Origin of the sequence: Thermobrachium celere DSM 8682 (genome assembly GCF_000430995.1) — a bacterium.
Classification (GTDB): Bacteria; Bacillota; Clostridia; order Clostridiales; family Caloramatoraceae; genus Thermobrachium; species Thermobrachium celere.
In genome coordinates this window covers 744,386-770,520 of sequence record NZ_HF952018.1, presented here as the reverse complement: position 1 = coordinate 770,520, position 26,135 = coordinate 744,386, and the positions used below count along the sequence as shown (strand labels likewise).

Below are 26,135 nucleotides of genomic sequence, written 5' to 3'. Positions count from 1 at the left end.
CCTTCATAATTTAATCTCTAGAATCCCTAGTTAATAAAATTAATCTTAAAAGCTGTGAAACAGCCATAATTGTTGCTGCAACATATGTTAAAGCAGCTGCATTTAGAACTCTTTTAGCCTTATATATCTCTTCACCATATAAAATATTATAATTATCAAGCTGAGTAAGTGCTCGTGAGCTTGCATTAAATTCTACTGGTAATGTAACAACTTGAAATAGTACTACTGCTGAAAATAATAAAATACCTAGATTTATAAAACCCACGCTGTTTATAATAAATCCCAGCATTATCAATATCCAAGATAAATTTGACCCTATGTTTGCAACCGGAACTAATGCATTTCTAAAGATTAATGGTGCATAACCCCTATTATGTTGCAATGCATGACCTGCCTCATGTGCTGCAACTCCTATTGCTGCAATTGAATTCCCATAAAATACTTCCCTTGACAATCTTAATACTCTATTTCTTGGATCATAATGGTCTGTTAAATTACCTGGAATCACTTCTATAGCAACATCATATAACCCATTGAGATCTAATATCTTTCTAGCAGCCTCAGCTCCTGTTAAGCCTGACATTGAGTACTGTCTTGAGTATCTTGAATAAGTTGATTGGATTTTTGCTTGAGCATAAAGGGAAAGTAGTAATGCTGGAATTAACACAATGAATGTACTGTCATAATAGTACATAATATCCCCCCTTATTTTAATACCTTGCCAACCTCAAAAGTATGTCCATTTAAATATGTTGCTATATCCATTCTTTTGCCACCCTGTTCCTGTATTTCCTTTAGTATTATTATACCCTCTTTACAGGATACTTTAACACCATCCCTATTTACTTCTACAATTTTTCCTGCAACTTCATTTGTAAATCCTTCTACCAGTTCACATCTCCAAACTTTAATCATTTTATCATCATAATAAAAATATGCACTTGGCCAAGGAGTAACCCCTCTTATCAAATTAAATACCTCTCTTGCACTTTTATTCCAATCAATATGTCCTAATTCTTTATCCATCATTGGTGCATATGTTGCTAAAGAATCATCTTGCTTTTGAGGAGTTAATTCTCCCTTTTCTAATTTATCTAATGTTTCAATTAATAATTCTGCTCCAACAACCATAAGCTTATCATGAAGGGATCCTGCAGTATCAGTATCTAATATCTCAACTTCTTTTTTTAATAGCATATCACCAGTATCTAACCCAACATCCATCTGCATTGTTGTAATTCCTGTGATTTTGTTTCCATTAATTATAGCCCAATTTATAGGTGCTGCTCCTCTAAGTTCAGGAAGTAATGAAGCATGAACATTTATACAACCATATTTTGGTATATCCAACACTTCCTTTGGCAGTATCTGACCGTATGCCACTACAACACAAACATCAGGATTTAATTCTTTAAGTTTTTCTATATATTCAACTTCCTTTTTTATTCTATTAGGTTGTAGCACAGGTATACCATATTCTAAAGCTACTTCTTTAACAGGTGAATACTGAACCTTTTGACCTCTCCCTTTAGGTTTATCTGGTTGTGTAAAAACAGCAATAACATCATGTTTTTCAATCAATTTTTTAAGTGTAGGAACTGCAAAATCAGGAGTTCCCATAAAAACAACCTTCATTTAATCACTCTCCCTGCTCCTCTATTTTGTCAATAAATAATATACCATTAAGATGATCTATCTCATGACAAAAAGCACGAGCTAAAAGTTCCTCTCCTTCTTCAATAAATTCATTACCATTTAAGTCTTGAGCTTTAACTCTTACCTTATAAGGTCTTTTTACTAATCCTCTTCTATTTGGAACGCTTAAGCACCCCTCTTCGTCTATCTGTTCACCTTCTTCATAGATTATTTCAGGGTTTATATAAACCTTTGGTCCTTCTCCTACATCAATTACAATTACCCTCTTTAGAATTCCTACCTGTGGAGCTGCAAGCCCAACGCCATCTGCTTCATACATTGTATCTATCATATCCTCTACAAGTATCTTAAGCCTTTCATCAAATTTTGTAACAGGTTTACTAACCTTTCTTAAAACATCATCTCCAATTTTTCTTATTTGTCTTAATGCCATCCTTATCACTCCTTAGATTAAACTATATGGATTTATGTCTATTGAATACTTTACAGAAGTTGATCTAGTATTATCATAAATTATTTTATCAATTAACTCAATATAATTAATTATATTCCCCTTGATAACCATATTCCATCTGTACGTATTCTTAATCTTTGATATAAAATTAGGTGTTGGTCCTAATATAGTAAAATCTTTAGGCAATACCCTTTTAATATTATACTCTATCAATTTACATACTTTTATCAACTCATCCTCCCTATTTGAAGTAAATAGAAAGTATGTTAAATCCGTAAAAGGAGGATTGTTTAAAAGTCTTCTTATTTCTATTTCCTTTCTATAAAACTCATTATAATTTTGTACAGCTGCAAGCTGAATACTATAATGATCTGGCTCATAGGTCTGGATTATAACCTTGCCTTTATCTGTTCCTCTTCCTGCCCTTCCAGCAACCTGTACTAGAAGCTGAAAGGTACGCTCTGCCGCTCTAAAATCAGGAAGGTTTAGGGTTGTATCTGCTGCAATTACTCCAACTAGAGTTACATTTTTAAAATCCATTCCCTTACTTATCATCTGTGTTCCAATTAATATATCTGCCTTATGCTCTTTAAAAAGCCTATATAATCTTTCATGCTCTCCCTTTTTTCTTGTTGTATCCATATCCATTCTAATAACTCTTGCACCACTAAATAACCTTTTTACTTCCTGCTCTATCTTTTCTGTACCTGCTCCAAAATATTTAATGTACTTACTACCACATTTTGGACATAAATTAGGAACATTTACCTTTTGGCCACAATAGTGGCATTCAAGTGTGTTTGAAGATATATGATATGTTAATGATACATCACAATTAGAGCATTTACATACATAACCACACTGCCTACATGAAACAAAAGTTGAATATCCCCTTCTATTTAAAAATAAAATAGTTTGCTTATTGTTTCTTAAATTTTCTTCTATTGAGTTATATAGTTCCCTACTAAAAATTAATTTATTTCCTGAAGCCAATTCATTTCGCATATCAACAATCTTCACTTCAGGTAACGTTGAATCACCAATTCGTTCATCAATCTCCACAAGATTATAATGACCTTTACTAACGTTATAATAACTCTCAATAGATGGTGTTGCGGAACCTAATACTAACAAACCATCCAATAGATTCACTCTAAATTCAGCCACATCCTTCGTTAAATACTTAGGATTTAATTCTGATTTGTATGAATACTCATGCTCTTCATCTATTATTATAAGCTTTAAATTTACAATTGGAGCAAACACAGCAGATCTTGCTCCAACAACTACCTTTGCTATTCCCCTACTTATCCTTCTCCATTCATCATATCTTTCACCTTCAGAAAGCCTACTATGAAGTATAGCAACCTTATCACCAAATCTTCCCTTAAACCTCTCTACTGTCTGAGGAGTAAGAGAAATCTCTGGAACTAAAACTATTGCACCATAGTCTTGATTTAAAAAATGTTCTACTAGATTTAAATATATTTCTGTTTTTCCACACCCTGTTACTCCTCTTATTAAGGTTACCCTTCTGCCATTCTTATATGAACTTAATATGTCTTCAATAGCTTTTCTCTGTGTTAAAGTTAGTGAATGTCTTGGATAATGTACATAGTCTGCTGCTACGTCCCTATATACTTCCTTCTCTATAATCTCAACTACTTCCTTGTCTACCAAAGCTTTTATAACACTTCTTGTACATTCTAATTCTTCTATTATTTGAGATAACGTTACTTCACTGCCTTTATCAATTAAATACTCAACAACTCTTTTTTGTTGTTTTAGTCTATTATTATTAATTATCTCATCTGCCTTTATCAAGTCTTTTAATCTACATAATTCTATAGTCTTTTTACTTGTATTTTGTCTGATTCCTACTTTTAAATCTATTATCCCTCTATTTTTCAAACTTATTAAGTCAGACCTCTTTAAATTAATTGTGCTTAGATCAATCTTTAAATATTTCTCCCTAGAAAGCATCGATAAGAATTTTGCTTCTCTTTTAGATACATCGTAATTTTCACTTATAAGTCTTGCTTCAATTTGCTCTTTAAAATGTACTTCAGGAGGCAAAATAGAAAATATTGCTTCGCTTAAAGTACAAAAATAATTTTTTTTCATAAAGTATGCAAGTTGAATTAAATCATTAGATAGCACAACCTCTTCATCAGCAATATCATAAATCTCTTTATATACAATCTCACATTCTTGTTCTTCTTTAATGTCTAATACAACTGCTTGTATAAGTCTATTTGATGTACCAAATGGCACAATAACTCTCATTCCTATTTTTATTTGTTCCTTTAAATTTTCTGGAACAACATAATCAAATAGCCTGTCTATTTCTTTAGAGGGGTTATCAACACACACAGAAGCTATTATCATACACTATCCTCCATATAATAGAATACAAAAAAAGCGCAGATGCGCTCTTTTTGTCTGCTTATTTAACTAATAAATCAAGTATATGGTGTGCAACCTCTTCTTTTGGTAAGTTTGGATAATCAGTAATATTACCAAACTTGTCTATAATTTTTACAGTATTAGTTTCTGTTCCAAAGCCACTATCCTTCATAGTCACATCATTAGCCACAATATAATCTAGATTCTTCTTGTTTATCTTTTTAATTGCATTTTCTAAAAGATCATTGGTTTCTGCTGCAAACCCAATTACCACTTGATTCCTTTTTCTTTCTTTAAGTTCAAACAGTATATCTTTATTTCTTGTAAGTTCAATTTTTAAATCATCATCTGATTTTTTTATCTTAACATCGCTTTTAACCTTAGGCCTATAATCTGCAACAGCCGCTGACATTATTAAAACATCACAAGAATCATATCTCTCTTCGACAGCCTTATACATATCTTCAGCACTATAGACATTTACAACATCTATGAAGGATGGAGGATTTATATTGGTTGGACCAGTAATTAATGTAACATTTGCTCCTCTATCCCTTGCTGCTTTTGCAATCGCATATCCCATCTTACCTGTAGACCTATTTGTAATAAATCTAACTGGATCTATATCTTCTCTTGTAGGTCCAGCAGTAATAAGTATATTTTTACCTTTTAAATCTTTGTTTTCATGAAGTAACATCTCAATATATTCTACTATTTTTTCTGGTTCTGCAAGTTTTCCCTTTCCTACTGCACCACACGCAAGCCTTCCTGATTCAGGCTCAATAAAATGGTATCCCATTGATTTTAAAAACTCAATATTTCTTTGTACAATTTTGTTTTCATACATATTTGTATTCATTGCAGGAGCAATAACAACTGGTGCCTTTGTAGCCATAACTGTAGTAGTGAGCATGTCATCTGCAATTCCATTTGCAATTTTACCAATTACATTTGCTGTTGCAGGTGCTATTACAAAGACATCTGCCCTTTCTGCTAAGGATATATGCTCTACTTCCCATGTTTTTGGATCTTCAAACATATCAACAACAACGTAGTTTTGACTTAGTGATTGAAAACTTAAAGGAGCAACAAATTCTGTTGCCGCCTTTGTCATAATAACATATACATTAATCCCCTTTTTTTTGAGCCTACTTACTATATCTAAAGCCTTATAGCAGGCAATTCCTCCTGATACCCCTAAAACAACATTTTTGGACATAATTACACCTCAATTATTTTATACCAGACTTTAAGCTCTCATACTTAATCTTGCCTTGATTTATCTCATTTATTGCAACTGTAACAGGCTTGTTTGAATTTACTTTAACAAGTGGTTCTGCCTTATCTATAAGCTGTCTTGCTCTTTTTGCAGTAACAACAACAAGAGAATATCTATCACTAACCCTTTGTAAAAGTGATACTATAGATGGGTTAATCATATTAGTATTATTAGTCATTTAAGAATCCCTCCTGCAAAAATATATAATTTCCTTTTAATCTATCAACTCTACATTTTTCTGCAACAATTATTGCTTCTAGTCTTTTTACTGCTTCTTCTACTACATCATTTACTATTACATAATTATAATTTGCAACATAATTAATTTCTTGGAAAGCTGCTTTAAATCTCTTTATAAGAGATTCTTCTGTTTCTGATCCTCTCTTTTTAATTCTATTTTTTAGCTCCTCCATTGATGGAGGCATAATAAATACAAATACACCCTCAGGATATTTTTCCTTAACTTTAAGAGCGCCTTGTATATCTATTTCTAATATTATGTCATTTCCTTCATTTAATATACGTTCAACATTTGCTTTAGGAGTTCCATAATAGTTATCATATACCTCTGCATATTCCAAAAACTCATCATTTTCAATCATCTCTTTAAATTTTTCCTTTGTAATGAAATAATAATTTATACCTTCTACTTCATTCTGTCTTGGACTTCTTGTTGTACAAGATACAGAAAGTTTTATCTCAGGATGTTTTTCTAATAGAGCCTTACATATAGTCCCCTTCCCTGCACCTGATGGACCAGATATAACAATTAACAATCCCTTATTCATATGCATACCCTTCCTTTATTCATCTGTTTCTTCTATAACGTCTACTTCATCTTTTGCTGATAATCTGTGTGCTACAGTTTCAGGTTGAACTGCAGATAATATTACATGATCACTATCTGTTATAATAACCGCTCTTGTTCTTCTACCATATGTAGCATCAATTAACATACCTCTATCTCTTGCTTCTTGTATAATTCTTTTAATTGGTGCAGATTCAGGGCTTACAATTGCTATTATTCTGTTTGCTGATACTATATTTCCAAATCCTATGTTTATTAACTTTATAGCCATCACTGTTCCTCCTATTCGATATTTTGTATTTGTTCTCTTATTTTTTCAATTTCACTTTTAATTTCAACCACTAGATTTGTAATAGTTAAATCATTTGATTTTGAACCAATAGTATTAGTTTCTCTATTCATTTCTTGAACTATAAAATCAAGCTTTTTACCTATTGGTTCATTTAAATTAAGACTATCTTGAAACTGTTTTATATGGCTTTTTAATCTTACAATTTCTTCAGTTATATTACACTTATCCGCAAAAAAAGCAACCTCATTTAAAAGCCTTGCTTCATCTACTGCTACATCCTTTAAAAATTCAGATACTCTTTGATATATCTTCTCTCTATATTCTTCAACAACCAAATCAGATCTTTCTTCTATTTTGTCCACCAAATTGCTTATTTTTTCACATCTATGTATCAAATCCTCGCTTAATTTTATACCTTCTTTTTGCCTCATGTCAATAAACATATTCAATGCTTTTTCAAGCGCTTCCTTCAAAACATTCCAAATTTCTTCAGTTACCTCTTCTCTTTTTTCAATAGTTAATACATCCTGAAATTTTGACAGTCTTGAAACGGTTATATCATTTTCTAAATTCAACCTTTCACTCATAATGCTAAAAGCTTCACAGTAGGCTCTTGCAATGTTTTCATCAAGTTTTACTTCTATGTCTTCTTTACTAAACTTATCTTGGGATATATAAACATCAATTTTACCTCTAGAGATATATGTAGAGATATGCTTTCTTATTTTATCCTCAAGAGACATTAGATGTTTTGGATATCTAATATTAACATCTAAATACCTGTTATTTACTGATTTTAACTCTACAGTAAAAGCTCTGTTGTTGTATTCTGCATATCCTCTTCCGTATCCCGTCATACTTTTTACCACGTTTTCACCTTCTAACTTAAATCTTTATTTTTTTAATTCTTTCTTATTATATCTAAAGTATACACAATTTTTCAAGATATTTTAATTAATCTCCTCCAATTTTTATGGAGGAGATTAATTAAAAATTGATATTATTTATTTTATCCATTGCCTGTTTAATTTCTTTCGTGCTGCTTGTTAATGAAATTCTTGCATATCCTTCTCCTCTATCCCCAAAGGCATTTCCCGGTGTAATTAACACATGTGCCCTTTCTAAAATCAAACTACAAAATTCTTCTGAATTATAATTTGGAGGTACCTTGAACCAAACATAAAATGTTCCCTTAGAATCATATACTTCTAGATTTTTTGATCTTAAAACATCAACAACAATTTTTCGCCTTTCGTTATATATATCATTTATAAAATCTACATAAATATCTGTAAAATCAAGTGCATAGGCTGCTGCCTTCTGTATAGGAATAAATTGTCCAGAATCAAAATTAGATTTTACTGAAACTATCTTGGAAATAGCCTCTCTATTACCTACAACAAACCCAACTCTCCAGCCTGTCATACTAAAAATTTTAGATAAACTTCCAAATTCTATTGATATATCCTTTGCTCCTTCTACCTGAAGTATGCTTACAGGTTTTCTTCCAGTTTCAAGAATCTCTGCATACGCTGCATCGTTTACTATTAAAATATCATTTTGTTTCCCAAAATCAATTAATTTTTTAAAAAACTCAACATCAGCAACTGCACCTGTAGGATTATTAGGATAGTTTACTACAAGTAATTTTGCCTTTCTTTTAACTTCATCATATATATTATCTAGATTAGGTAAATAATTTTCTTTTGCTATAAGAGGCATTGTGTAAACATTACATCCAGCAATATTAGCAGTTGCTCTATATACTGGATAGGCTGGATCAGGTATTATTACATAATCATTTATATCAGTAAGAGCTAAAAACATATGGGCTATTCCCTCTTTTGATCCTATAAGCACAGCAATCTCATCTTTATAATTTAAATCAACATTAAATCTTCTCTTATAGTAATTTGCGATTGAAATCTTTAGTTCTTCAATACCATCATATGGAGGATATTTATGATAATTTTGATTCTTTAGTGACTCAATCAAAAAATCAACTACAAATTCTGGTGTTTCAATATCGGGATCCCCAATACTTAAATCAATTACTTTAATTCCCTTCTCTTTGTACTTAGCCTTTAATTCGTCTAATCTCGAAAAAATATACTTAGGAACTTTATTTAGCCTATTTGATAATTTCAAAACAATACTCTCCTAAAATTACTTTAATATTATAATATTCATCTTAATTGTTAATGTCACAATAGTATTCTGCCTTCACAGATAAATTCTGCAGGTCCCTCCATATAAACATAATCTTCATAGTTTATTCTTAAATCTCCTAATTTTAAATGTGCAATAACATTTTTGTCTGTAAAGTTGTTAATATATGAAGCAACTACGCTTGCACAAGTTCCTGTACCACAGGCTAAAGTATATCCTGCTCCTCTTTCCCATGTTCTTACTTGTATGTGTTTATCATCTATTATTTTAACAAAATTAACATTTGTTCCCCTTTTAAACATCTCCATTTTTTCTATAATTGGTCCATATTTTATTACATCTTCATCCTTAATTTCATCAACATATATTACTGTGTGGGGCACTCCCATTATCATCGTTGTTGCATTAAATGTCCTATCTAGTACGTTCAATTTATAGAAGTTTTTATCTTCTTCTAGTATTGGTTTGCCCATGTTAACCCTTACACCTTTAACTATTCCATTTTCAATTTTAAGCACAACTTCAAGTACACCAGCTCCAGTTTCTATATTTAATATTTCTTTTTTTACAATACCTCTTTCATAAACATATTTACTAAAACATCTCAAACCATTCCCACACATTTCAGCATAACTTCCATCTGAATTTATTATTACCATTTTAACATCGGCTATATCTGAATTCTCTACAATTAGTATTCCATCTGCTCCAATACCTATATGTCTATCACAAACTTTTTTTGCAATTTCATTCCAATCATAATTAACCTTATCTAATGCTTCAAATATAATAAAATCATTTCCTAATCCATGCATTTTGACAAAATTCATAATTATCACCCCACTATAACTATTACATTTTATAATATATTATGTTATACTTATTTAAAAAAGTCTACTGGAGGTCGGATTATGCCATTTGACGGACTAGTAACCAAAAGTATTATAAATGAATTAAATGAATTTATAAATAGCAAAATAGATAAAATATACCAACCCAACAGTGAAGAAATAATTCTCATTTTAAGGAAAGAAAAAAAATCTAAAAAGCTTTTAATTTCAATTAATCCAACTGCAGCAAGATTTCACTTAACAGATCAAAGTGTAGAAAATCCTATAAAACCTCCATCATTTTGTATGGTATTAAGAAAGTATATACAAAATGGAAGAATTTTAAACTTAGAACAGGTTTCACTAGATAGAATACTTAAAATAACAATTGAAATAAAAGATGAGCTTGGATACCCAAAAATATATTATTTAATTGCTGAGACTATGGGAAAACACAGTAATATAATACTTATTAATTCTGAAAATGTGATAATTGATTCCCTTAAACATATAGATTTCACTATAAGTTCTGTAAGACAGGTATTACCAAAATTAACATACCAACTTCCTCCAACAAAAACTAAAGTAAATCCTTTAGATATATCAAAGGAAAATTTTATTGAAATTATTTTGAATGACAATAATAAAAAATTAAATAAAGCTTTAATTGATAATTTCTATGGTATAAGTAATGTATTTTGTGACTTAGTTTGTAAAGATAAAAAAGATGTACTGGTATCTGATCTAACTTCAGATGAATTAGAACATATAGCCAATAGATTCTTCTATTATATTGCTAAAATAAAATCAAACTCTATAGAATGCAATATTTTTACAAACAACAAAGGTTCAAAGGATTTTTACATATTTGATGTTATGGAAAATGACGAAAAAACATACTATACTTCCCCAAGCGAAATGATTGATGCCTATTACTTCAATAGAAGCTCTGAAATAACAATGAAGCAGAAATATAAAGACCTATACAAACTTGTAGAATCACTTTATGAGAAGGCAGATAAAAAAGTTGAATCTTATATTAATAAAATAGAAGAATGCAAAGACTTTGAAGTTTACAAACTATATGCTGAGCTTATATTAGCAAATCAATACAACATTAATATAAATAATGATACTGTTTATTTACAAAACTACTACGATGAAAATTTAAGTATTATTGAAATACCATATATAAGTGGGCTTTCACCTGTGGAAATGTCTCAGTATTACTACAAAAAATACAATAAAGATAAAAATACATATGAAATGCTAGGAAATAGCTTAAACCAAGCTAAACAAGAAAAAGAATATCTTGAAACAGTACTAATTAATTTAGAAAATGCAACTGATTCTGAAACAATTGAAGAAATAAGAAATGAGTTAATTTTAAATGGATTTATTAAAAAGAAAATAATTAACAAAAAAACTACATCTTCGCCAATGCATTATATTTCATCCGATGGTTATGATATTTATATTGGTAAAAGTAATATACAAAATGACTATTTAACAACAAAATTTGCATCTCAAAATGATATATGGATGCACACAAAAAATATACCTGGTTCCCATGTAATTATTAAATCAAAAAATGGAACTGTTTCAGACACTGCACTATTAGAAGGAGCACTACTTGCTGCATACTATAGTAAAGCTAAAAATTCAACCAATGTGCCTGTTGACTATACAGAAAGAAAAAATGTAAAAAAACCAAATGGTGCAAAACCAGGTATGGTTATATACTATACAAATAAAACAATATATGTAACACCATCTTCTGATAAAATAGAGAAATTAAAAAGAGTTAAATAATATAACCCCATGATGGATTAAGCTCATAGGCCTTAAAATCCATTCATGGGGTTATCTGTATATTTTAAGCCTTACACGTTTATTTTTCAGCAATAAGTACAACATCTTCTCCATCTATTTCCTTTAGATGAACATGAACTATCTCAGATAAAGATGTTGGAACATTCTTTCCAACATAATCTGCTCTAATTGGAAGTTCTCTATGTCCTCTATCCACCAATACAGCCAGCTGTATTAGTCTTGGTCTTCCTAAATCCATTATAGCATCAAGTGCTGCTCTTACAGTTCTTCCTGTAAATAGAACATCATCAACCAATATTACCTTTTTATCTTTTATGTCAAAATCAACTTTAGTTTCATTTAACTTTGGATCCTCGTATTTTTCCGTCAAGTCATCTCTATATAAAGTTATATCCAAGACTCCAACTGGAACTTCAACACCTTCAAATTGTTTTATATATTCTGCTATCCTCTTTGCTATAGGAACACCTCTTGTCTTTATCCCAATTAAAGCGACATCTGAAACTCCCTTATTTTTTTCAATAATTTCGTGGGATAATCTTATCAATGTTCTTTTAATAGAGTTTTCATCCAATAACCTAGCCTTTACCTGCATATTTTCACCACCTATTTACTATTGTTTCTTAATTTTTCTAACAACTCTAAAAAATAACTTGGTGGAGTTGCTGTAAACTCCATATATTGTTTTTTAGTAGGATGTATAAATCCTAATGTAGTCGCGTGAAGAGCTTGCCCTTGCAATTTATATTTTTGTTTTTTATAGCCATAAACTGGATCTCCAACTAACGGATGTCCTATTGAACTCATATGTACACGAATTTGATGCGTTCTACCTGTTTCCAGCTTACATTCAATATATGTATTTTCTTTAAACCTCTCTAAAACTCTAAAATGTGTTATTGCTTCACGTCCACCCTCAACTATAGCCATCTTTTTTCTATCAACTGGATGTCTAGCAATAGGTCTGTTTATTGTTCCTCCATCTTCCTTTATAACACCCTCTGTTATGGCCAAATAAATTCTATTTACAGAGTGTTCTTTTATTTGTTCTGCCAAACTTCTGTGGGCTAAATCATTTTTTGCAACAACTAAAACACCAGAGGTATCTTTATCAATTCTATGAACTATACCAGGTCTAATTACACCATTTATTGATGATAAGTTTTTACAATGATACAATAGTGCATTAACTAGTGTTCCAGAGTAATTTCCTGGTGCCGGATGAACAACCATCCCCTGAGGCTTATTTACTACAACTATATCATCATCCTCATACATTATTTCAATTGGTATATTTTCTGGTTCAACCTTTAAAGTCACCGGTTCAGGTAAATTTAAAACTATTTCATCATCCTCTTTTAATTTATAATTATTTTTAACTACCTTATCGTTTACAGTAACATTTCCGTTATTTATTATCTTTTGTATTTGAGACCTAGACATATTATCAATCATCTCAGCAAGATAAACATCTATTCTCTTTCCTATATCGTCAACGTCAACTACAAAATTCATTGACTTAGTCTGCATCTATCTTATCACCTCTATTTATCAAAAAATATCAATTTTATAGACAATAGCACAGCACCTATGGAAACATATATATCCGCAAAATTGAATACTGGCCAGTCAAATACATCTCTTATATAAAAATGTATAAAATCAACAACATAGCTTAAAAAAACTCTATCTATCAAATTACCAATTGCACCTGCTATAACAAGAATAAGACAAATATCAATTATTTTATCCTTTCCCTTATTTTTATATAGATAATATATAAGTCCAACTATTACAAGTGAAGTAAAACCTATTAAAATTATCTTTTTATCTCTAAAAATGCCAAAGGCAGCTCCTCTGTTTTCAACATAAACTAAATTTAAAAATCCTTCTAAAATATTAATAGGTTGCCTTATTATAAGATAATTTTTTGCAATATATTTTGTTATCTGGTCAATTAATACTAATAAGCTTATTATAACAAATTCCACTACATCCACCCCATTTTATAATATTCACATTTAATTATTTTAAAATAAAAGCCAAAATATGTCTATTACTTTTATTCAAAATCTACTCTATTACCAAAACCATACTTTTTTCCATTGCGCCTACATACTTTACATCCTACATTATTTTCATTAAAGTCACAAATACTATAATCTCCACCTTCAATTTTTAAAACCTTACCATTAACAATAAAATCAGCAACCTTCTTTCTTGCTTCTTCATATATTCTCTGTACTGTTGAACGTCCAACCCCCATTCTTTCAGCCGTCTCTTCTTGACTTAAACCTTCTAGATCCATCAATCTAATGGTTTCATACTCCTCAACAGTCATATATATAACTTCATTTTCTCTATTTAAATTAATTGGGCCAAATTCACTTATTTTAGGTAAACAACACACTCTCCTGAATTTTCTTGGTCTTGGCATTCTACCCCTCCTTTCAAACTTAATTTATATTTTATCATAAAATATTTGATATTATAATTAAATAAAAATAATAGGGGGTATTCCCCCTATTATTCGTTATTTTTTCTTCTACAAAATCTGCCACATCCTCTGCCTCTCATAGTTCCTTCGTTTTGAGATGCTCTATTGTTTCCACATCTTCCTAATCCTCTTCCTGTTCTTGGTCCTCTTCCATCTGGACCTGTTCCATCTCTTCTTGGCATACAATTAACCTCCTTTTTTGGGTATATGTTCATTACGCTTTAATTATAAAATTATTTTGGGCATATGTCAATAATAAGTTATAAAAAAGGGAGTTGATTTTTTATCAACTCCCTTTTTTTCTACTACAGTCACTACACAATCCTATGAGCATTATATCAGAATCTTTTATTTCAACTCCAAACTTCTTCTCAATTGAATTGTTTAGTTTAATATATTCTAAAACTAAATTTTTATCATCTAAATCAAATACATTTTTACAATTAATACATTTAAAATGCACATGCATTACTTTACCACTATAAATTTTTAGTTCATAATAGCTGGTATTATCTACTTTCATCTCCTTTAATATACCAAGCTCGGTAAAGGAATTAAGTGCTCTATATACAGTTGCAAGCCCTATATTCTTATTTTTTACTAAATTATAGATTTCATTTGCTGACATATGTCTGTTTGCATCTAAAATAGTCTCTAATATTATTTTCTTTTGTCTTGTAAATATTTGTCCTGCCTCTTCAATTATTTTTTTATATCTTTCAATTAAACTCTCCATCGTAACATCACATCACATTAAAATTAATGACAATGTCCAGCATGCTGATGTTCTCTACATATGCTTCCAGTAGATTTTAATTCTCCCTTAATATATTTTGACACTGCATCATCACATAAACCTGAAACTCCAACTATAACTTCAATACCATTTTCATTAAATAGCATCTGTGCAGTTTCTCCCATTCCCCCTGCTATTATAACATCTACTCCTAAATCCTTTAAATATACTGGTAAAAATCCTGGTCTGTGTCCTGGATTCTCTCTAAATTCAGCATTTACTATATTGTTATCCTCCACATTATATATCATAAATCCTTCACAATGTCCAAAATGAGCACTAACATTTTTTCCTTCACAGGCTACAGCTATCTTCATACTATATCCTCCTTTAATTTAGTTTTTCTTTTAAATTATCCCACATTTTTCTTATGGCTTTATTAGCAACACTATCTTCATAATAGGTTATAGGCCTTAAGTTATTAATAGATTCCATAACCTTCTCATCAAAGGGTATTTTACCCACAATTATTAAATTGTTATTCTTAGCAAATTCCTCAATATCCTCTGTAACTTCTAAATTTATGTCAAATTTATTAATACATACAAATGTCTTTATTCCAAAATGTTTACATAGAGAATAAACTCGTTTTAAATCTTCTAATCCAGATCTAGTTGGCTCTGTTACAATTAATGCAGCACTACTTCCAGTAATAGAAGATATAACAGGACATCCTATACCTGGAGAACCATCTATAATAGTTAGCTTATTTTCCCTATTATATCTTTTTGCATTTTCTCTAAGCTGAGTTATAAGCTTTCCTGAACCATCAGCTCCTATTTCCATTTCAGCCCTTGATAGTAAGCCACTCTCTATCTTTGTAATATAAACATCTGCTGTTTTCTCATCCTCTAAGGATATTGCCTTAAAATTACAAGCTATACTACATAAGCCACAACCTTCACAGCTAAAGGAATCTACTGTAAATTCACCATTTATATAATCAATTGCTTCAAATCTACATACGTCTTTACATTTACCACACTTTACGCATTTATTTTTATCAATTACAGCCTTTTTGCTACCTATAAAATCATTTCTCTCTATATCTTCACCCTTATAGTATAAATAAAAGTTAGGTGCATCCACATCGCAATCCACCCTCATTACATCCCTTGCCAGTTCTGAAAGAGCAGTTGCAATTGTAGTCTTACCCGTGCCTCCTTTCCCACTTAAAATAACTAATTCCAAGATAGCACCTCCCTTATATTGTTTACCAATTCATCAAAAATATTTTTGTGCTGGTTATCAAAATAGAGAATTTCCCCTCTTGAATATAATTCTGCAGTTTTCTTATTAAAGGGTATAGTGCCTAAAATCTTTATACTATTATCCCTGCAATATTTTTTTATTATGTTATCCTCTCCATTGTCCTTATTAATTACAACTCCAAAGGGAATATTAAAACTCTTAACCAGTTCAATAGCAAGTTTTAAATCATGCAATCCAAAATTAGATGGTTCAGTTACTAAAACTGCAAAATCTGAATACTTTAATGTATTAACAACATTACAGGAGGTACCAGGAGGACAGTCTATTACATTCAATTCATTTCTATCAATAGAATTAAGCAACTTCTTAATAACTGGAACAGCCATAGGTTCTCCAATATTAAGTATCCCTTGTTTAACACTCAAACCATAAGAGGTACCACATTCTATTTTTCCAATAACTCTTTTTGCATATTCTACTGCTCCAAATTTACAAACATATTGACATGCACCACAGCTGTGACATAGCTTATCAAAGACAAGTATGTTATCCTTAACCTTGGCAAGCGCATTAAAATTACATGCTTTAACACACATACCACAACCAACGCATTTCTCTTTATTTATAACAGGATATTCTTCCTCTACCTCTTTAACATCCTCTATGTTTGGTTTTAAAAACAAAAATCCATTTGGCTCCTCAACATCACAATCAACATAGTTTGCATTTAAAGCAATTGATAAATTAGTGGAAACGGTGGTCTTTCCCGTTCCACCTTTTCCACTTAATACTGCAATATTCAAGGCAATTACCTCCAATCACATACCATGATGAGCTGGACCTGCCATATTTATCTCTTCTAATTCTCCATTTTTAAACTTATCAATAACCTCTTTTATTCTCATTTCGTTACACTTATAAGCCTTTATGCCTGCCTTATTTATTAAATCAAAGGCATTAGGTCCTAAGCTACCAGTTATTACTACATCTACTCCTTCATCTATAATTTGTTGAGCAGCTGCAATTCCTGCTCCTCCACCAGATTTTTGTCCTTCATTTTCTAATACTCTAAATTCTCCAGCTTCAGTATCATGAATTTGAAAATATCTGCATCTTCCAAATCTTACATCCATTAAATCATTAATATCTTTTCCTGTAGCAGATATAACTACCCTCATCTTCACATCTCCTTTATTTGCTATTAATTTTTGTCAATGCATCAAGCGATGCTGCATTTATTGGATAAGCAATTGGTGAAGATGTTAATAGTGGATGTGTTGCCACTTGGAATGTGTTTAACTCATTTGCAGTTAATCCCTTTTGTATTGCAAGGCTTAATATATTTATCATTTCGCCAACACTTTCTCCACCTACTACTTGTGCTCCAATTAAAACCCCTGAAGTTTTTGAAAACATAAGTTTTAATTCAATTTTATTTGTATTTGGTAGTGAACCTGGATGCTTATCCATAGTTACAAATTTACCTATAACATAGTCAAATCCCTCTTCTTTTGCTCTACGTTCTGTTAGTCCTGCTGCTGCTAATGTCTTATTAAACACCTTTGTTGAAAATGCGCTTATAGTTCCTCTATTTTCCCTTACAAACTTAATGCCATAAAGGTTAGTTGCTGCAACCTTTGCTTCCATGGCAGCTGTTGATGCTAATAAAATTGGAACATTTTTATTAGTAAAGAAGCATCTCTTTTCGGCACAATCTCCAACTGCAAATATATCCCTTTCGCTTGTTCTCATGTATTCATCAACAACAATTGCACCTTTTTCATTTAATTTTAAGCCTAGCTGTTTTGCAAGATCAGTATTTGGAACTACACCCATTCCTAAAATTACAGCATCTGCTTTTATTTTTTCTCCATTTTCTAATTCAACCTCTTCAACCTTTCCATCTCCTAAAATAGCCTTAACCTTTGTTCCTACTTTTAAATTAATGCCATTATTTATCATTTCTTGTTGTGCTATGTCTGCATATTCATCATCAAAAGCTTGCCATAATACTTTATCTGCAACCTCAATCAATGTAACATTCTTGCCATTAATTTTTAGCTGTTCTGCAAATTCAACACCTATAAATCCACCACCAATTACTACAACATCCTTCATTTCCTTTAATCTATTTAATATATCTCCAAGGTATTCCTCATCTTTAATAATAGGAAATACATTTTCCAAATCATATCCATTTATAAACTTAGGCACTATAGGTAGTGATCCTGTTGCTAAAACTAATTTATCAAACTTTATTTCTTCTCCACCTTTTAATCTAGCCACTTTGTTTTCTTTATCTATGTTTAATACCTCATCTATTATAAGTTCAACACCTGCATTTTTAACCATCTCATCTGGTATTCTATTTTTAGCAGTATCATCTAATGTTCCAAATATGTAAGGTATACCACATGGAACCATAACACTCTTATTTTTTCTTACCATAACAACCTTTTTATCTGGATACATTCTTCTTGAAGTAGTTGCTGTTAAAATACCTCCTGCACTACCACCTATTACTAAAATGTCTGGATTAATCATTTTGACCCCTCCATATTATATTATTAGCATTTGCTTATAACTATAATACACCTAATTTTGGTTATTGTCAAATGCTTATTTCATTATGATAATATATTGTTAAAATAATAAAAAAAATAAGCTGCACCTTAAAGATGCAGCCCACACTATTCTTATGGAAGTTGATTTTTATACTGTTGATTGCTTATATTTTCAACCCACTCAACTGTACCTGAAATTTGTTCATCATCATAATTCAACTTTGCATGCTTCATTCTATTGAAATTCCCTACTTCCTGCCAAGCATCCTCTCCATCATATTCATTTTCATCACTTACATCTCTAAAACTTCTTCCAAATGGGAAACCTAATACCTCTTCCTCTACAGGCCTATCTGGTTTAAACGTACTATATCCAAGTTTATCATTCATACAATTCTTACATGTTGAAGCATAAGGTATAACTTCAAGCCTATCTTCTTCTATTTCTCCTCCACAGATTTCACATAAACCATAGGTTCCATCCTCCATATTTTTTAGCGACTGATCTATTTTTGCCAAGATACTCTTTTCATTTTCAAAAAGAGCAAAACCTCTTTCTTTATCAAATACTTCTGTTGCCATATCCGCAGGATGATTATCAATTGTTGATAGTTCACTCAATTCCTCCCTCTGTCCTTCTTTTACCCCATTCTCTTCCATCTGATTTATTGTATGTAATATGTCCCCCTTCTTTTTCAAAAGTAATTGTTTATATTTAGCATACTTATCCTTTTGCATATCATCATCTCCTTATTTAATATTTAGCTGTACTAACTTTACAACCTCTGCTACAAATCCTCCTATTATTGGCAAGTTAAGTACCACCAGCTTTTGTAAAAAGTAAATAACAAATGCACCTAAAATAGTAAAACCAAATGCAATCCCAAATCCTCTTGCAACCCCTGAAAAGAAATTTAATGCTATCATTCTATATGGATTTTGCATAAGATCTACATAATCTCCTATTCTTGCTTTTTCAAGCTGTATTGAAATCTTATTTAACAATTCTTCTGTTTTTTTATTATCTTCTCCCATAATAATTCCCTCCATACATTTATTTTTTATTGAATGTTGTAAATTATTCACTATATCATTTATGATAATATTACTTATGACTTTAATATTAAAATAAAAAACCCCAAGTTAAGCTTTAATTCCTTAACTTGGGGTTTTGGTTTTAATATAAAGTTATTTTTTATTAATACATCTATATATTCTATTTACATCATCAATAATAAGTTTTAATTCCTTTAGATCAATTGTTTGCTCAGAATCTGAATATGCTCTATCAGGATCAATATGTGCCTCTATAATTAGGCCATCTGCACCTGCAGCAATTGCAGCTCTACTCATTGGTCTTACAAGTTCTCTTCTTCCAGTTCCATGACTTGGATCCACCACTACCTTTAATTTTGTTTTTTGTTTAACCACTGGTATTGCATTTAAATCTAATGTATTTCTTGTATATGTTTCAAAGGTTCTAATGCCTCTTTCACAAAGTATAATATCACTGTTTCCTTCAAGAGCAATATACTCAGCAGCATTTAACCACTCTTCAATTGTTGCACTAAATGCTCTCTTTAAAAGAATTGTTTTTTTAGTTTGACCAACTTCCTTCAACAAAGGATAGTTGTACATATTCCTTGTACCTATCTGTAATACATCAACAACATCAATCATATATTCTATATCTCTTATATCTAGTACCTCTGAAACAATCTTAAAACCATATCTATTTTTTATGTCCTTTAAAATCTCAATTCCTTCATCTTTTAAACCTTGAAAACTATATGGGGAGGTCCTAGGCTTGAAAGCTCCTCCCCTTAAATATTCAACATTTAACTCTTTTAGGTTTACTGCTATTTCCTCCATTGTGTCGTAATCTTCAACACTACAAGGTCCTGCAATTATTAAAGGCTTTTCTTGGAAAACATCAGTATTTTTATCTCTTAAAACCCTTTTTAATTTCATATTTTCACCTACATTGCTCTTATCATGTTAGATAATATACCAATGGAATTTTCTATCGCTTTGTTCATAAAAGTTGGATAATCTACATGTGCACTTCCATCAGCTTTATCTGATATTGACCTTATAACTACAAAAGGAACATTGTTTAAGTAGCATACATGTGCAATTGCTGCACCTTCCATTTCAACTGCATATGCATTAAACTTTTCTCTAAAATAACTAATCTTCTCTCTTGAATTTATAAACTGATCTCCAGAAATAATTCTACCACTATAGACTTTAAAATCTTTAAGAGCCTCTGCACTTCTTATTGCAATATTAATAAGTTTTTCATCAGCTTTAAATGAATATACTTCCATTCTAGGTATTTGGCCTACTTCATAACCAAATGCAGTTGTGTCAAAATCATGATGAACTAGATCTGTTGATACTACCACATCTCCAACGTTTATTTCGCTATAAACTCCACCTGCAATTCCAGTATTAATTACCGCATCCACATTAAAATCATCAATTAAAATTTGAGTACATACTGCAGCATTAACCTTACCTATTCCACTTCTTACAACGACAACTTCTTTACCTAAAAATTTTCCCATGTAAAATTCCATATTGGCCTTCTTTTCTATTCTTTCTACTTCCATTGATTCCTTTATTTTAATAACTTCTTCATCCATAGCACCTATAATACCTATTCTCATAGCTACCTCCTACTTAATTCCTTCATATTTTGTATAATTGTATCAACTTTAACATCAGTTGTTATTATAGCACGACCTAAACCTACTGGCAAAACAATTTTTAATAGACTATCAACATTTTTCTTATCCTTTAATATCGCCTGCTTAAAATCATTATAGTTTTCAATATCGGCTGTTGTTTGCAAATCAAAATATTTCAGTATTTTAATTAACCTTTCAAGTAAATCTTGATCAATTAAATTTCTCTTTAATGCTATATAGCTCTCATAAACCATTCCTAATGCAACTGCTTCTCCATGCATTATTTTAAAATTACTTATGGTTTCTAAAGCATGCCCTATCGTATGTCCAAAATTTAAAATATGTCTTCCACCTAAATCTAGCTCATCCTTTTCCACAACTGCCGCCTTCAATTTAATACACTCTGCTACTATATATTTTAATTTATCTATTTCTCTCTCTAAAATTGCTCTTTTATTTTGTTCTATATATCTAAAAAGATTGTCATCTAATACAAATCCATATTTTATAACTTCAGCCATACCATTTTTAAAATTATCAGCATCTAGAGTTTTTAAAAGATTTACATCTACATAAACAAGCGAAGGCTGATAAAATGTGCCTATAACATTCTTAATTCCATCTAAATTAAATCCATTCTTTCCACCAACGCTACTATCTGTTTGAGCTATCAAAGTAGTAGGTATGTATACCAAATTTGTACCTCTTTTAAATGTTGATGCAACAAACCCTGTTATGTCCCCTACAACACCACCACCAAAGGCTAATATTGTACATTTTCTATCTATATTATGTTTTAAAAGACATCTGTAAATATCTAATACAGTTTCTATTTTCTTGCTCTCTTCTCCAGCTTTAAGCACATACTTACCTATTATTTTGCTCTTTATACTATTAAAATAATCACCATATAATAAATCTACATTATCATCTGTTATTACAAATAGTCTATTTAATTTTTTATGCTCTAACCAAAAATTCAGCTGTGAATTTGTTGACGTAACAATAACACTATAGGGGCTCAAAGCATTAACCTTTATTTCCTTCATAACAACACCTCAAAAATAAGGATAGCATTTACATGCTATCCTTATTATACAATAATATATTTTATTTTAAAACACTTACACATCTTGAACATAATGTTGGATGTTCACTATCCTGACCAACTGTTTCACTATATACCCAACATCTTTCACACTTTTCACCAGGAGCTACTGAAACTACTACAGCTAAATCTTTATTTTCTTCACTTCTAAATGTGTATTCTAAATCTTCCTTAATTCCTTCGTAAAGTTCTACCTTTGATACTATAAATACAGTTTGTAGATAGTCTCTTACTTCATTTAAGAACTTATAAGTATCTCCTTCTGCATATATTTCAACCTTTGCATTTAGTGAGTGTCCTATTAATTTATTATTTCTTGCAATTTCTAGTGCTTTTGATACTTCGCCTCTTATTTCTAGTATATTATCCCATCTCTTTTCAAGTTCTTCATCAACATATTCTTCTAATACCTTTGGCCAATCTGATAATAGAACACTGTCAACCTTTTCTCCATCAATGTGTGGCATATACTTCCAGATCTCATCTGCTGTAAATGAAAGAACAGGAGCTATCATCTTCACAAGTGCCACTAGTATTCTGTACATAACTGTCTGTGCTGCTCTTCTTTCCTTTGAATCTGGTTTTTCTGTATATAATCTATCCTTAATTATATCTAAGTAGAAGTTACTCATATCAACAACACAGAAGTTATGAATAGCATGATATAATACGTGGAATTCATATCTTTCATAAGCCTCTGTAACTTCCTTAGTTAAGTGTTGTAACTTTAATAGTGCCCATCTATCAAGTTCATTCATTTCATTATAGTCAACCATATCCTTATTTGGATCAAAATCATATAGATTTCCTATCATGTATCTTGCAGTATTTCTTATCTTTCTATAAACTTCTGATAACTGCTTTAATATATCCTTGGAAATTCTTACATCACTCTTATAATCTGCTGATGAAACCCAAAGTCTTAATACATCGGCACCATATTCCTTAATAACATCCATTGGGTCAATACCATTTCCTAAAGACTTTGACATCTTCTTTCCTTCACCGTCAACAACCATACCGTGAGTTATAACAGTTCTATATGGTGCTTTTCCTCTTGTTGCAACTGCTGTTAATAGTGATGACTGGAACCAACCTCTATATTGGTCATTTCCTTCAAGATACATATCTGCTGGCCAGCTTAAATCATCTCTTGTTTCAAGAACTCCTGCATGGCTTGAACCTGAATCAAACCATACGTCCATTATATCCTTTTCTTTTCTAAAGCTTGTTCCACCACATTCACATTTAATTCCTTCTGGTAGAAGATCCTTTGCATCCATTTCAAACCAAGCATCTGAACCCTTTTCTTTAAATATTTCAACTACCTTAGCAATTGTCTCTTCTGTTATCAATTCCTTTCCACAGTCTTCACAGTAGAAAATTGGAATTGGAACACCCCATATTCTTTGTCTTGATATACACCAATCTCCTCTGTCTTGAACCATGCTTGCTATTCTATCTTCTCCCCAAGCTGGTATCCATTCAACATCCTTTACTGCTTCAACTGCTTCTTTTCTAAAACCGTCAATGGAAGCAAACCACTGTTCTGTTGCTCTAAATATAATAGGATTTTTACATCTCCAACAATGTGGATATGAGTGAGTTATCTTCTGTTCTGCTAAAAGCATGTTTAAATCCTTTAAATCCTGTAAAATTACCTTATTTCCTTCTTTATATGTTAAACCTTGATATTTTCCAGCCTTCTCTGTAAATCTACCCTTCTCATCTACAGGATTTAATACATCAAGCTTATACTTCATTCCTATTTCAAAGTCTTCTTGACCATGTCCTGGGGCAGTATGAACACATCCAGTACCTGATTCTAAAGTTACATGCTCTCCAACAATTACAAGGGATTCTCTATCAAAGAATGGATGATGGCAAACTTGACCTTCAAGTTCACTTCCCTTAAATGTAGCAATAATCTCTTCATTTTCAAGGTTAGCTGCCTTCTTTACTGATTCTAGAAGTTCCTTCGCTATAACATATACTTCATCATTAAATTTTGCTAATACATATTCAAATTCTGGACCTAAACATATTGCAAGGTTTGCAGGAAGTGTCCATGTAGTTGTTGTCCAGATTACATAATAAATGTTATTTAAATCAACATTCAAATTCTTAAATAGACCCTTGTCGTCCTTTACTCTAAACTTTACATATATTGAATTTGAAGTCTCGTCTGAATATTCAATTTCAGCTTCTGCTAAGGCTGTTTCACATGAAGGACACCAGTAAACTGGCTTTAATCCTTTATATATATATCCCTTCTTAGCCATTTCACCAAATACTTCTATTTGTTTTGCTTCAAATTCTGGAGTTAAAGTTAAATATGGATTTTCAAAATCTCCTATAACTCCAAGTCTCTTAAACTGCTCCTTTTGTCTTTCTACTTGGCTTAATGCATAATCCTTACACATTTTTCTAAACTTAACAGGATCAACATCATGTACCTTTATTCCTAGCTTTTTAATAGCTTGAAGCTCAATTGGTAAACCATGAGTATCCCAACCTGGAACATATGGAGTATAATACCCCTTCATAGTCTTATATCTAACTATTATATCCTTTAAAACTTTATTTAATGTATGTCCTAAATGTATATCTCCGTTTGCATATGGAGGACCATCATGTAATATAAAAGATGGTTTATTTTTATTCTTTTCTAATGCCTGTTTGTAGATGTTTTTGTTATCCCATTCCTCTAGCATTAATGGTTCCTTCTGTGGTAGGTTTGCACGCATAGCAAACTCTGTTTGTGGAAGATTTAGTGTTTTACTATAATCCATTTATATTACCTCCCCTATCAATTATTTCCAATAAAAAAGGACAGACCGTGCCCTGGGGCGAAGGTCTGTCCGCGGTACCACCCATTTTTATAACTCATTTAGATAACGGCATACACCGGCTCGGCCTACTGAATTTCAGCCTGCGACTCAAGGGTGATTTTCAACAAAGTAAGTTTATGGGCTCTCACCTTACCCCCACTCTCTGTAAAACATCCTTTGTTTACTCGTCCCTTTCATCGTCTTTTTTATATTTACCCATTAATATACAATAAATAAAAATTTATGTCAAGTAACTATTTATCATTTTTTATGTACTTAAATTGCAATATTAAATGCAACACCCCTGTGAAAAATCATGTAGAATAGGACTGACAATAGTCAAAATCAGCCTTAAGCCCATCTTAATAATAACAGGAGATGGAGTGCATGGGTTTGTCAAGGGCTGCGTAGCAGGCGGAGCTTTACCCTTGATAAACCACAAGCGACATCTATAATATTCAAAATATGGGATTAAGCAATCTTCGATAGTTCTTCATAAAAATATTTTTCTGGGGTTTTGTAATTTAGCAATTTACGTGGCAACCTATTCATCCAATTTTGAATCCTTTGAATTGTATCAAAAGATAAGTCTTTGATGCTTTTACCCTTAGGGATAAAACGACGTATAAGACCATTATGACGTTCATTAGTACCCCTTTCGAAGGAAGAATAAGGGTGAGTATAGTATACCTCTATACCATATTCTA

30 protein-coding genes and 1 other annotated feature are annotated in these 26,135 nt (G+C 31.2%); of the genes, 1 reads left to right on the top strand and 29 read right to left on the bottom strand.

The features are described 5' to 3' along the window. Positions 1-10 precede the first annotated feature (10 nt). The 11 genes from TCEL_RS04195 to dapF all read right to left on the bottom strand — a co-directional run bounded on the left by TCEL_RS04195 (position 11) and on the right by dapF (position 9,894). On the bottom strand, positions 11-694 hold the full coding sequence (locus TCEL_RS04195; protein WP_018661459.1) for a zinc metallopeptidase: 684 nt from the start codon (positions 692-694) through the stop codon (positions 11-13). An 11-nt stretch (positions 695-705) separates the two neighbouring features. Further along, entirely contained in the window at positions 706-1,635 is a 930-nt protein-coding gene (gene fmt, locus TCEL_RS04190; protein WP_018661457.1) for a methionyl-tRNA formyltransferase, read from the bottom strand. A gap of 4 nt (positions 1,636-1,639) precedes the next feature. Then, positions 1,640-2,089, bottom strand: a complete 450-nt coding sequence (gene def / locus TCEL_RS04185) for a peptide deformylase (RefSeq protein WP_018661456.1) — start codon at positions 2,087-2,089, stop codon at positions 1,640-1,642. Positions 2,090-2,101: 12 nt separating this feature from the next. Continuing rightward, positions 2,102-4,498 carry a primosomal protein N' gene (gene priA, locus TCEL_RS04180; RefSeq protein ID WP_018661454.1) on the bottom strand — a complete coding sequence of 799 codons (2,397 nt, stop codon included), beginning with the start codon at positions 4,496-4,498 and terminating at the stop codon, positions 2,102-2,104. Between the two features lie 58 nt (positions 4,499-4,556). Further along, positions 4,557-5,735: a bifunctional phosphopantothenoylcysteine decarboxylase/phosphopantothenate--cysteine ligase CoaBC gene (gene coaBC, locus TCEL_RS04175; RefSeq protein WP_018661452.1), complete on the bottom strand. Its 1,179-nt coding sequence runs from the start codon at positions 5,733-5,735 to the stop codon at positions 4,557-4,559. Between the two features lie 13 nt (positions 5,736-5,748). After that, complete coding sequence (rpoZ, locus tag TCEL_RS04170) at positions 5,749-5,973, bottom strand: DNA-directed RNA polymerase subunit omega (protein WP_018661450.1); 225 nt, start codon at positions 5,971-5,973, stop codon at positions 5,749-5,751. Further along, a complete protein-coding gene (gmk, locus tag TCEL_RS04165; protein WP_018661448.1) occupies positions 5,966-6,583 on the bottom strand; it encodes a guanylate kinase in 618 nt (205 codons plus the stop codon). The genes rpoZ and gmk overlap by 8 nt, the downstream gene beginning before the upstream one ends. A 15-nt stretch (positions 6,584-6,598) precedes the next feature. After that, positions 6,599-6,874 carry an extracellular matrix/biofilm regulator RemA gene (gene remA, locus TCEL_RS04160; protein ID WP_018661446.1) on the bottom strand — a complete coding sequence of 92 codons (276 nt, stop codon included), beginning with the start codon at positions 6,872-6,874 and terminating at the stop codon, positions 6,599-6,601. 11 nt (positions 6,875-6,885) lie between these two features. Next, positions 6,886-7,764, bottom strand: a complete 879-nt coding sequence (locus TCEL_RS04155) for a YicC/YloC family endoribonuclease (protein WP_018661445.1) — start codon at positions 7,762-7,764, stop codon at positions 6,886-6,888. A gap of 118 nt (positions 7,765-7,882) precedes the next feature. Continuing rightward, positions 7,883-9,043 carry an aminotransferase class I/II-fold pyridoxal phosphate-dependent enzyme gene (locus TCEL_RS04150; RefSeq protein ID WP_018661443.1) on the bottom strand — a complete coding sequence of 387 codons (1,161 nt, stop codon included), beginning with the start codon at positions 9,041-9,043 and terminating at the stop codon, positions 7,883-7,885. 56 nt (positions 9,044-9,099) lie between these two features. Beyond that, positions 9,100-9,894: a diaminopimelate epimerase gene (gene dapF, locus TCEL_RS04145; RefSeq protein WP_018661441.1), complete on the bottom strand. Its 795-nt coding sequence runs from the start codon at positions 9,892-9,894 to the stop codon at positions 9,100-9,102. A gap of 81 nt (positions 9,895-9,975) precedes the next feature. On the opposite strand from dapF, the gene TCEL_RS04140 reads away from it, so the two are divergent. Continuing rightward, the gene (locus TCEL_RS04140; protein ID WP_018661439.1) at positions 9,976-11,706 is read left to right on the top strand and encodes an Rqc2 family fibronectin-binding protein; all 1,731 of its coding nucleotides are present in this window, start codon (positions 9,976-9,978) and stop codon (positions 11,704-11,706) included. 79 nt (positions 11,707-11,785) lie between these two features. On the opposite strand, the gene pyrR is transcribed toward TCEL_RS04140, so the two are convergent. The 18 genes from pyrR to TCEL_RS13440 form a co-directional block, all read right to left on the bottom strand. Next, positions 11,786-12,322, bottom strand: a complete 537-nt coding sequence (gene pyrR, locus TCEL_RS04135) for a bifunctional pyr operon transcriptional regulator/uracil phosphoribosyltransferase PyrR (RefSeq protein ID WP_018661438.1) — start codon at positions 12,320-12,322, stop codon at positions 11,786-11,788. A gap of 11 nt (positions 12,323-12,333) precedes the next feature. After that, the gene (locus TCEL_RS04130) at positions 12,334-13,257 is read right to left on the bottom strand and encodes an RluA family pseudouridine synthase (RefSeq protein ID WP_018661436.1); all 924 of its coding nucleotides are present in this window, start codon (positions 13,255-13,257) and stop codon (positions 12,334-12,336) included. Between the two features lie 14 nt (positions 13,258-13,271). Next, positions 13,272-13,718 carry a signal peptidase II gene (gene lspA / locus TCEL_RS04125; RefSeq protein ID WP_018661434.1) on the bottom strand — a complete coding sequence of 149 codons (447 nt, stop codon included), beginning with the start codon at positions 13,716-13,718 and terminating at the stop codon, positions 13,272-13,274. 71 nt (positions 13,719-13,789) lie between these two features. Further along, positions 13,790-14,164, bottom strand: a complete 375-nt coding sequence (locus TCEL_RS04120; protein ID WP_018661432.1) for a DUF134 domain-containing protein — start codon at positions 14,162-14,164, stop codon at positions 13,790-13,792. Positions 14,165-14,253: 89 nt separating this feature from the next. Further along, positions 14,254-14,406: a DUF5320 domain-containing protein gene (locus tag TCEL_RS13805; protein ID WP_018661429.1), complete on the bottom strand. Its 153-nt coding sequence runs from the start codon at positions 14,404-14,406 to the stop codon at positions 14,254-14,256. A 104-nt stretch (positions 14,407-14,510) separates the two neighbouring features. After that, entirely contained in the window at positions 14,511-14,960 is a 450-nt protein-coding gene (locus TCEL_RS04115) for a Fur family transcriptional regulator (RefSeq protein WP_018661427.1), read from the bottom strand. A gap of 23 nt (positions 14,961-14,983) precedes the next feature. Next, on the bottom strand, positions 14,984-15,337 hold the full coding sequence (locus tag TCEL_RS04110; protein ID WP_018661424.1) for a NifB/NifX family molybdenum-iron cluster-binding protein: 354 nt from the start codon (positions 15,335-15,337) through the stop codon (positions 14,984-14,986). Between the two features lie 13 nt (positions 15,338-15,350). After that, positions 15,351-16,211: an ATP-binding protein gene (locus tag TCEL_RS04105; RefSeq protein WP_018661422.1), complete on the bottom strand. Its 861-nt coding sequence runs from the start codon at positions 16,209-16,211 to the stop codon at positions 15,351-15,353. Next, positions 16,202-17,035 (bottom strand): P-loop NTPase, encoded by an 834-nt coding sequence (locus tag TCEL_RS04100; RefSeq protein ID WP_018661420.1) that lies wholly within the window; start codon positions 17,033-17,035, stop codon positions 16,202-16,204. The genes TCEL_RS04105 and TCEL_RS04100 overlap by 10 nt, the downstream gene beginning before the upstream one ends. Before the next feature lie 15 nt (positions 17,036-17,050). Next, positions 17,051-17,410 (bottom strand): NifB/NifX family molybdenum-iron cluster-binding protein, encoded by a 360-nt coding sequence (locus TCEL_RS04095; RefSeq protein ID WP_018661418.1) that lies wholly within the window; start codon positions 17,408-17,410, stop codon positions 17,051-17,053. 13 nt (positions 17,411-17,423) lie between these two features. After that, the gene (locus tag TCEL_RS04090) at positions 17,424-18,776 is read right to left on the bottom strand and encodes an FAD-dependent oxidoreductase (protein WP_018661416.1); all 1,353 of its coding nucleotides are present in this window, start codon (positions 18,774-18,776) and stop codon (positions 17,424-17,426) included. Between the two features lie 152 nt (positions 18,777-18,928). After that, positions 18,929-19,534, bottom strand: coding sequence for a TraR/DksA C4-type zinc finger protein (locus TCEL_RS04085; protein WP_018661415.1), 606 nt, complete (start codon positions 19,532-19,534; stop codon positions 18,929-18,931). A gap of 12 nt (positions 19,535-19,546) precedes the next feature. Beyond that, positions 19,547-19,831: a DUF5665 domain-containing protein gene (locus TCEL_RS04080; protein WP_018661413.1), complete on the bottom strand. Its 285-nt coding sequence runs from the start codon at positions 19,829-19,831 to the stop codon at positions 19,547-19,549. A gap of 153 nt (positions 19,832-19,984) precedes the next feature. Continuing rightward, complete coding sequence (aroF, locus tag TCEL_RS04075; RefSeq protein WP_018661411.1) at positions 19,985-20,767, bottom strand: 3-deoxy-7-phosphoheptulonate synthase; 783 nt, start codon at positions 20,765-20,767, stop codon at positions 19,985-19,987. Positions 20,768-20,775: 8 nt separating this feature from the next. After that, a complete protein-coding gene (locus tag TCEL_RS04070; protein ID WP_018661409.1) occupies positions 20,776-21,468 on the bottom strand; it encodes a 5'-methylthioadenosine/adenosylhomocysteine nucleosidase in 693 nt (230 codons plus the stop codon). Between the two features lie 2 nt (positions 21,469-21,470). Next, positions 21,471-22,538, bottom strand: a complete 1,068-nt coding sequence (gene aroB / locus TCEL_RS04065; protein WP_018661407.1) for a 3-dehydroquinate synthase — start codon at positions 22,536-22,538, stop codon at positions 21,471-21,473. A gap of 61 nt (positions 22,539-22,599) precedes the next feature. Beyond that, positions 22,600-25,389, bottom strand: coding sequence for an isoleucine--tRNA ligase (gene ileS / locus TCEL_RS04060; RefSeq protein ID WP_018661405.1), 2,790 nt, complete (start codon positions 25,387-25,389; stop codon positions 22,600-22,602). Positions 25,390-25,439: 50 nt separating this feature from the next. Then, positions 25,440-25,635 (bottom strand) — a binding site (T-box leader). 264 nt (positions 25,636-25,899) lie between these two features. Continuing rightward, positions 25,900-26,135, bottom strand: a 236-nt coding sequence (locus TCEL_RS13440; RefSeq protein WP_156874048.1) for an IS30 family transposase, incomplete at its 5' end; no start/stop codon positions are given.

Coding starts and splice junctions, on each gene's coding strand:
- TCEL_RS04195 (WP_018661459.1), bottom strand. CDS start 694: ATGTACTATTATGACAGTACATTCATTGTGTTAATTCCAGCATTACTA.
- fmt (WP_018661457.1), bottom strand. CDS start 1,635: ATGAAGGTTGTTTTTATGGGAACTCCTGATTTTGCAGTTCCTACACTT.
- def (WP_018661456.1), bottom strand. CDS start 2,089: ATGGCATTAAGACAAATAAGAAAAATTGGAGATGATGTTTTAAGAAAG.
- priA (WP_018661454.1), bottom strand. CDS start 4,498: ATGATAATAGCTTCTGTGTGTGTTGATAACCCCTCTAAAGAAATAGAC.
- coaBC (WP_018661452.1), bottom strand. CDS start 5,735: ATGTCCAAAAATGTTGTTTTAGGGGTATCAGGAGGAATTGCCTGCTAT.
- rpoZ (WP_018661450.1), bottom strand. CDS start 5,973: ATGACTAATAATACTAATATGATTAACCCATCTATAGTATCACTTTTA.
- gmk (WP_018661448.1), bottom strand. CDS start 6,583: ATGAATAAGGGATTGTTAATTGTTATATCTGGTCCATCAGGTGCAGGG.
- remA (WP_018661446.1), bottom strand. CDS start 6,874: ATGGCTATAAAGTTAATAAACATAGGATTTGGAAATATAGTATCAGCA.
- dapF (WP_018661441.1), bottom strand. CDS start 9,894: ATGAATTTTGTCAAAATGCATGGATTAGGAAATGATTTTATTATATTT.
- TCEL_RS04140 (WP_018661439.1), top strand. CDS start 9,976: ATGCCATTTGACGGACTAGTAACCAAAAGTATTATAAATGAATTAAAT.
- pyrR (WP_018661438.1), bottom strand. CDS start 12,322: ATGCAGGTAAAGGCTAGGTTATTGGATGAAAACTCTATTAAAAGAACA.
- TCEL_RS04130 (WP_018661436.1), bottom strand. CDS start 13,257: ATGCAGACTAAGTCAATGAATTTTGTAGTTGACGTTGACGATATAGGA.
- TCEL_RS04120 (WP_018661432.1), bottom strand. CDS start 14,164: ATGCCAAGACCAAGAAAATTCAGGAGAGTGTGTTGTTTACCTAAAATA.
- TCEL_RS13805 (WP_018661429.1), bottom strand. CDS start 14,406: ATGCCAAGAAGAGATGGAACAGGTCCAGATGGAAGAGGACCAAGAACA.
- TCEL_RS04115 (WP_018661427.1), bottom strand. CDS start 14,960: ATGGAGAGTTTAATTGAAAGATATAAAAAAATAATTGAAGAGGCAGGA.
- TCEL_RS04110 (WP_018661424.1), bottom strand. CDS start 15,337: ATGAAGATAGCTGTAGCCTGTGAAGGAAAAAATGTTAGTGCTCATTTT.
- TCEL_RS04095 (WP_018661418.1), bottom strand. CDS start 17,410: ATGAGGGTAGTTATATCTGCTACAGGAAAAGATATTAATGATTTAATG.
- TCEL_RS04090 (WP_018661416.1), bottom strand. CDS start 18,776: ATGATTAATCCAGACATTTTAGTAATAGGTGGTAGTGCAGGAGGTATT.
- TCEL_RS04085 (WP_018661415.1), bottom strand. CDS start 19,534: ATGCAAAAGGATAAGTATGCTAAATATAAACAATTACTTTTGAAAAAG.
- TCEL_RS04080 (WP_018661413.1), bottom strand. CDS start 19,831: ATGGGAGAAGATAATAAAAAAACAGAAGAATTGTTAAATAAGATTTCA.
- aroF (WP_018661411.1), bottom strand. CDS start 20,767: ATGAAATTAAAAAGGGTTTTAAGAGATAAAAATACTGATGTTTTCCAA.
- TCEL_RS04070 (WP_018661409.1), bottom strand. CDS start 21,468: ATGAGAATAGGTATTATAGGTGCTATGGATGAAGAAGTTATTAAAATA.
- aroB (WP_018661407.1), bottom strand. CDS start 22,538: ATGAAGGAAATAAAGGTTAATGCTTTGAGCCCCTATAGTGTTATTGTT.
- ileS (WP_018661405.1), bottom strand. CDS start 25,389: ATGGATTATAGTAAAACACTAAATCTTCCACAAACAGAGTTTGCTATG.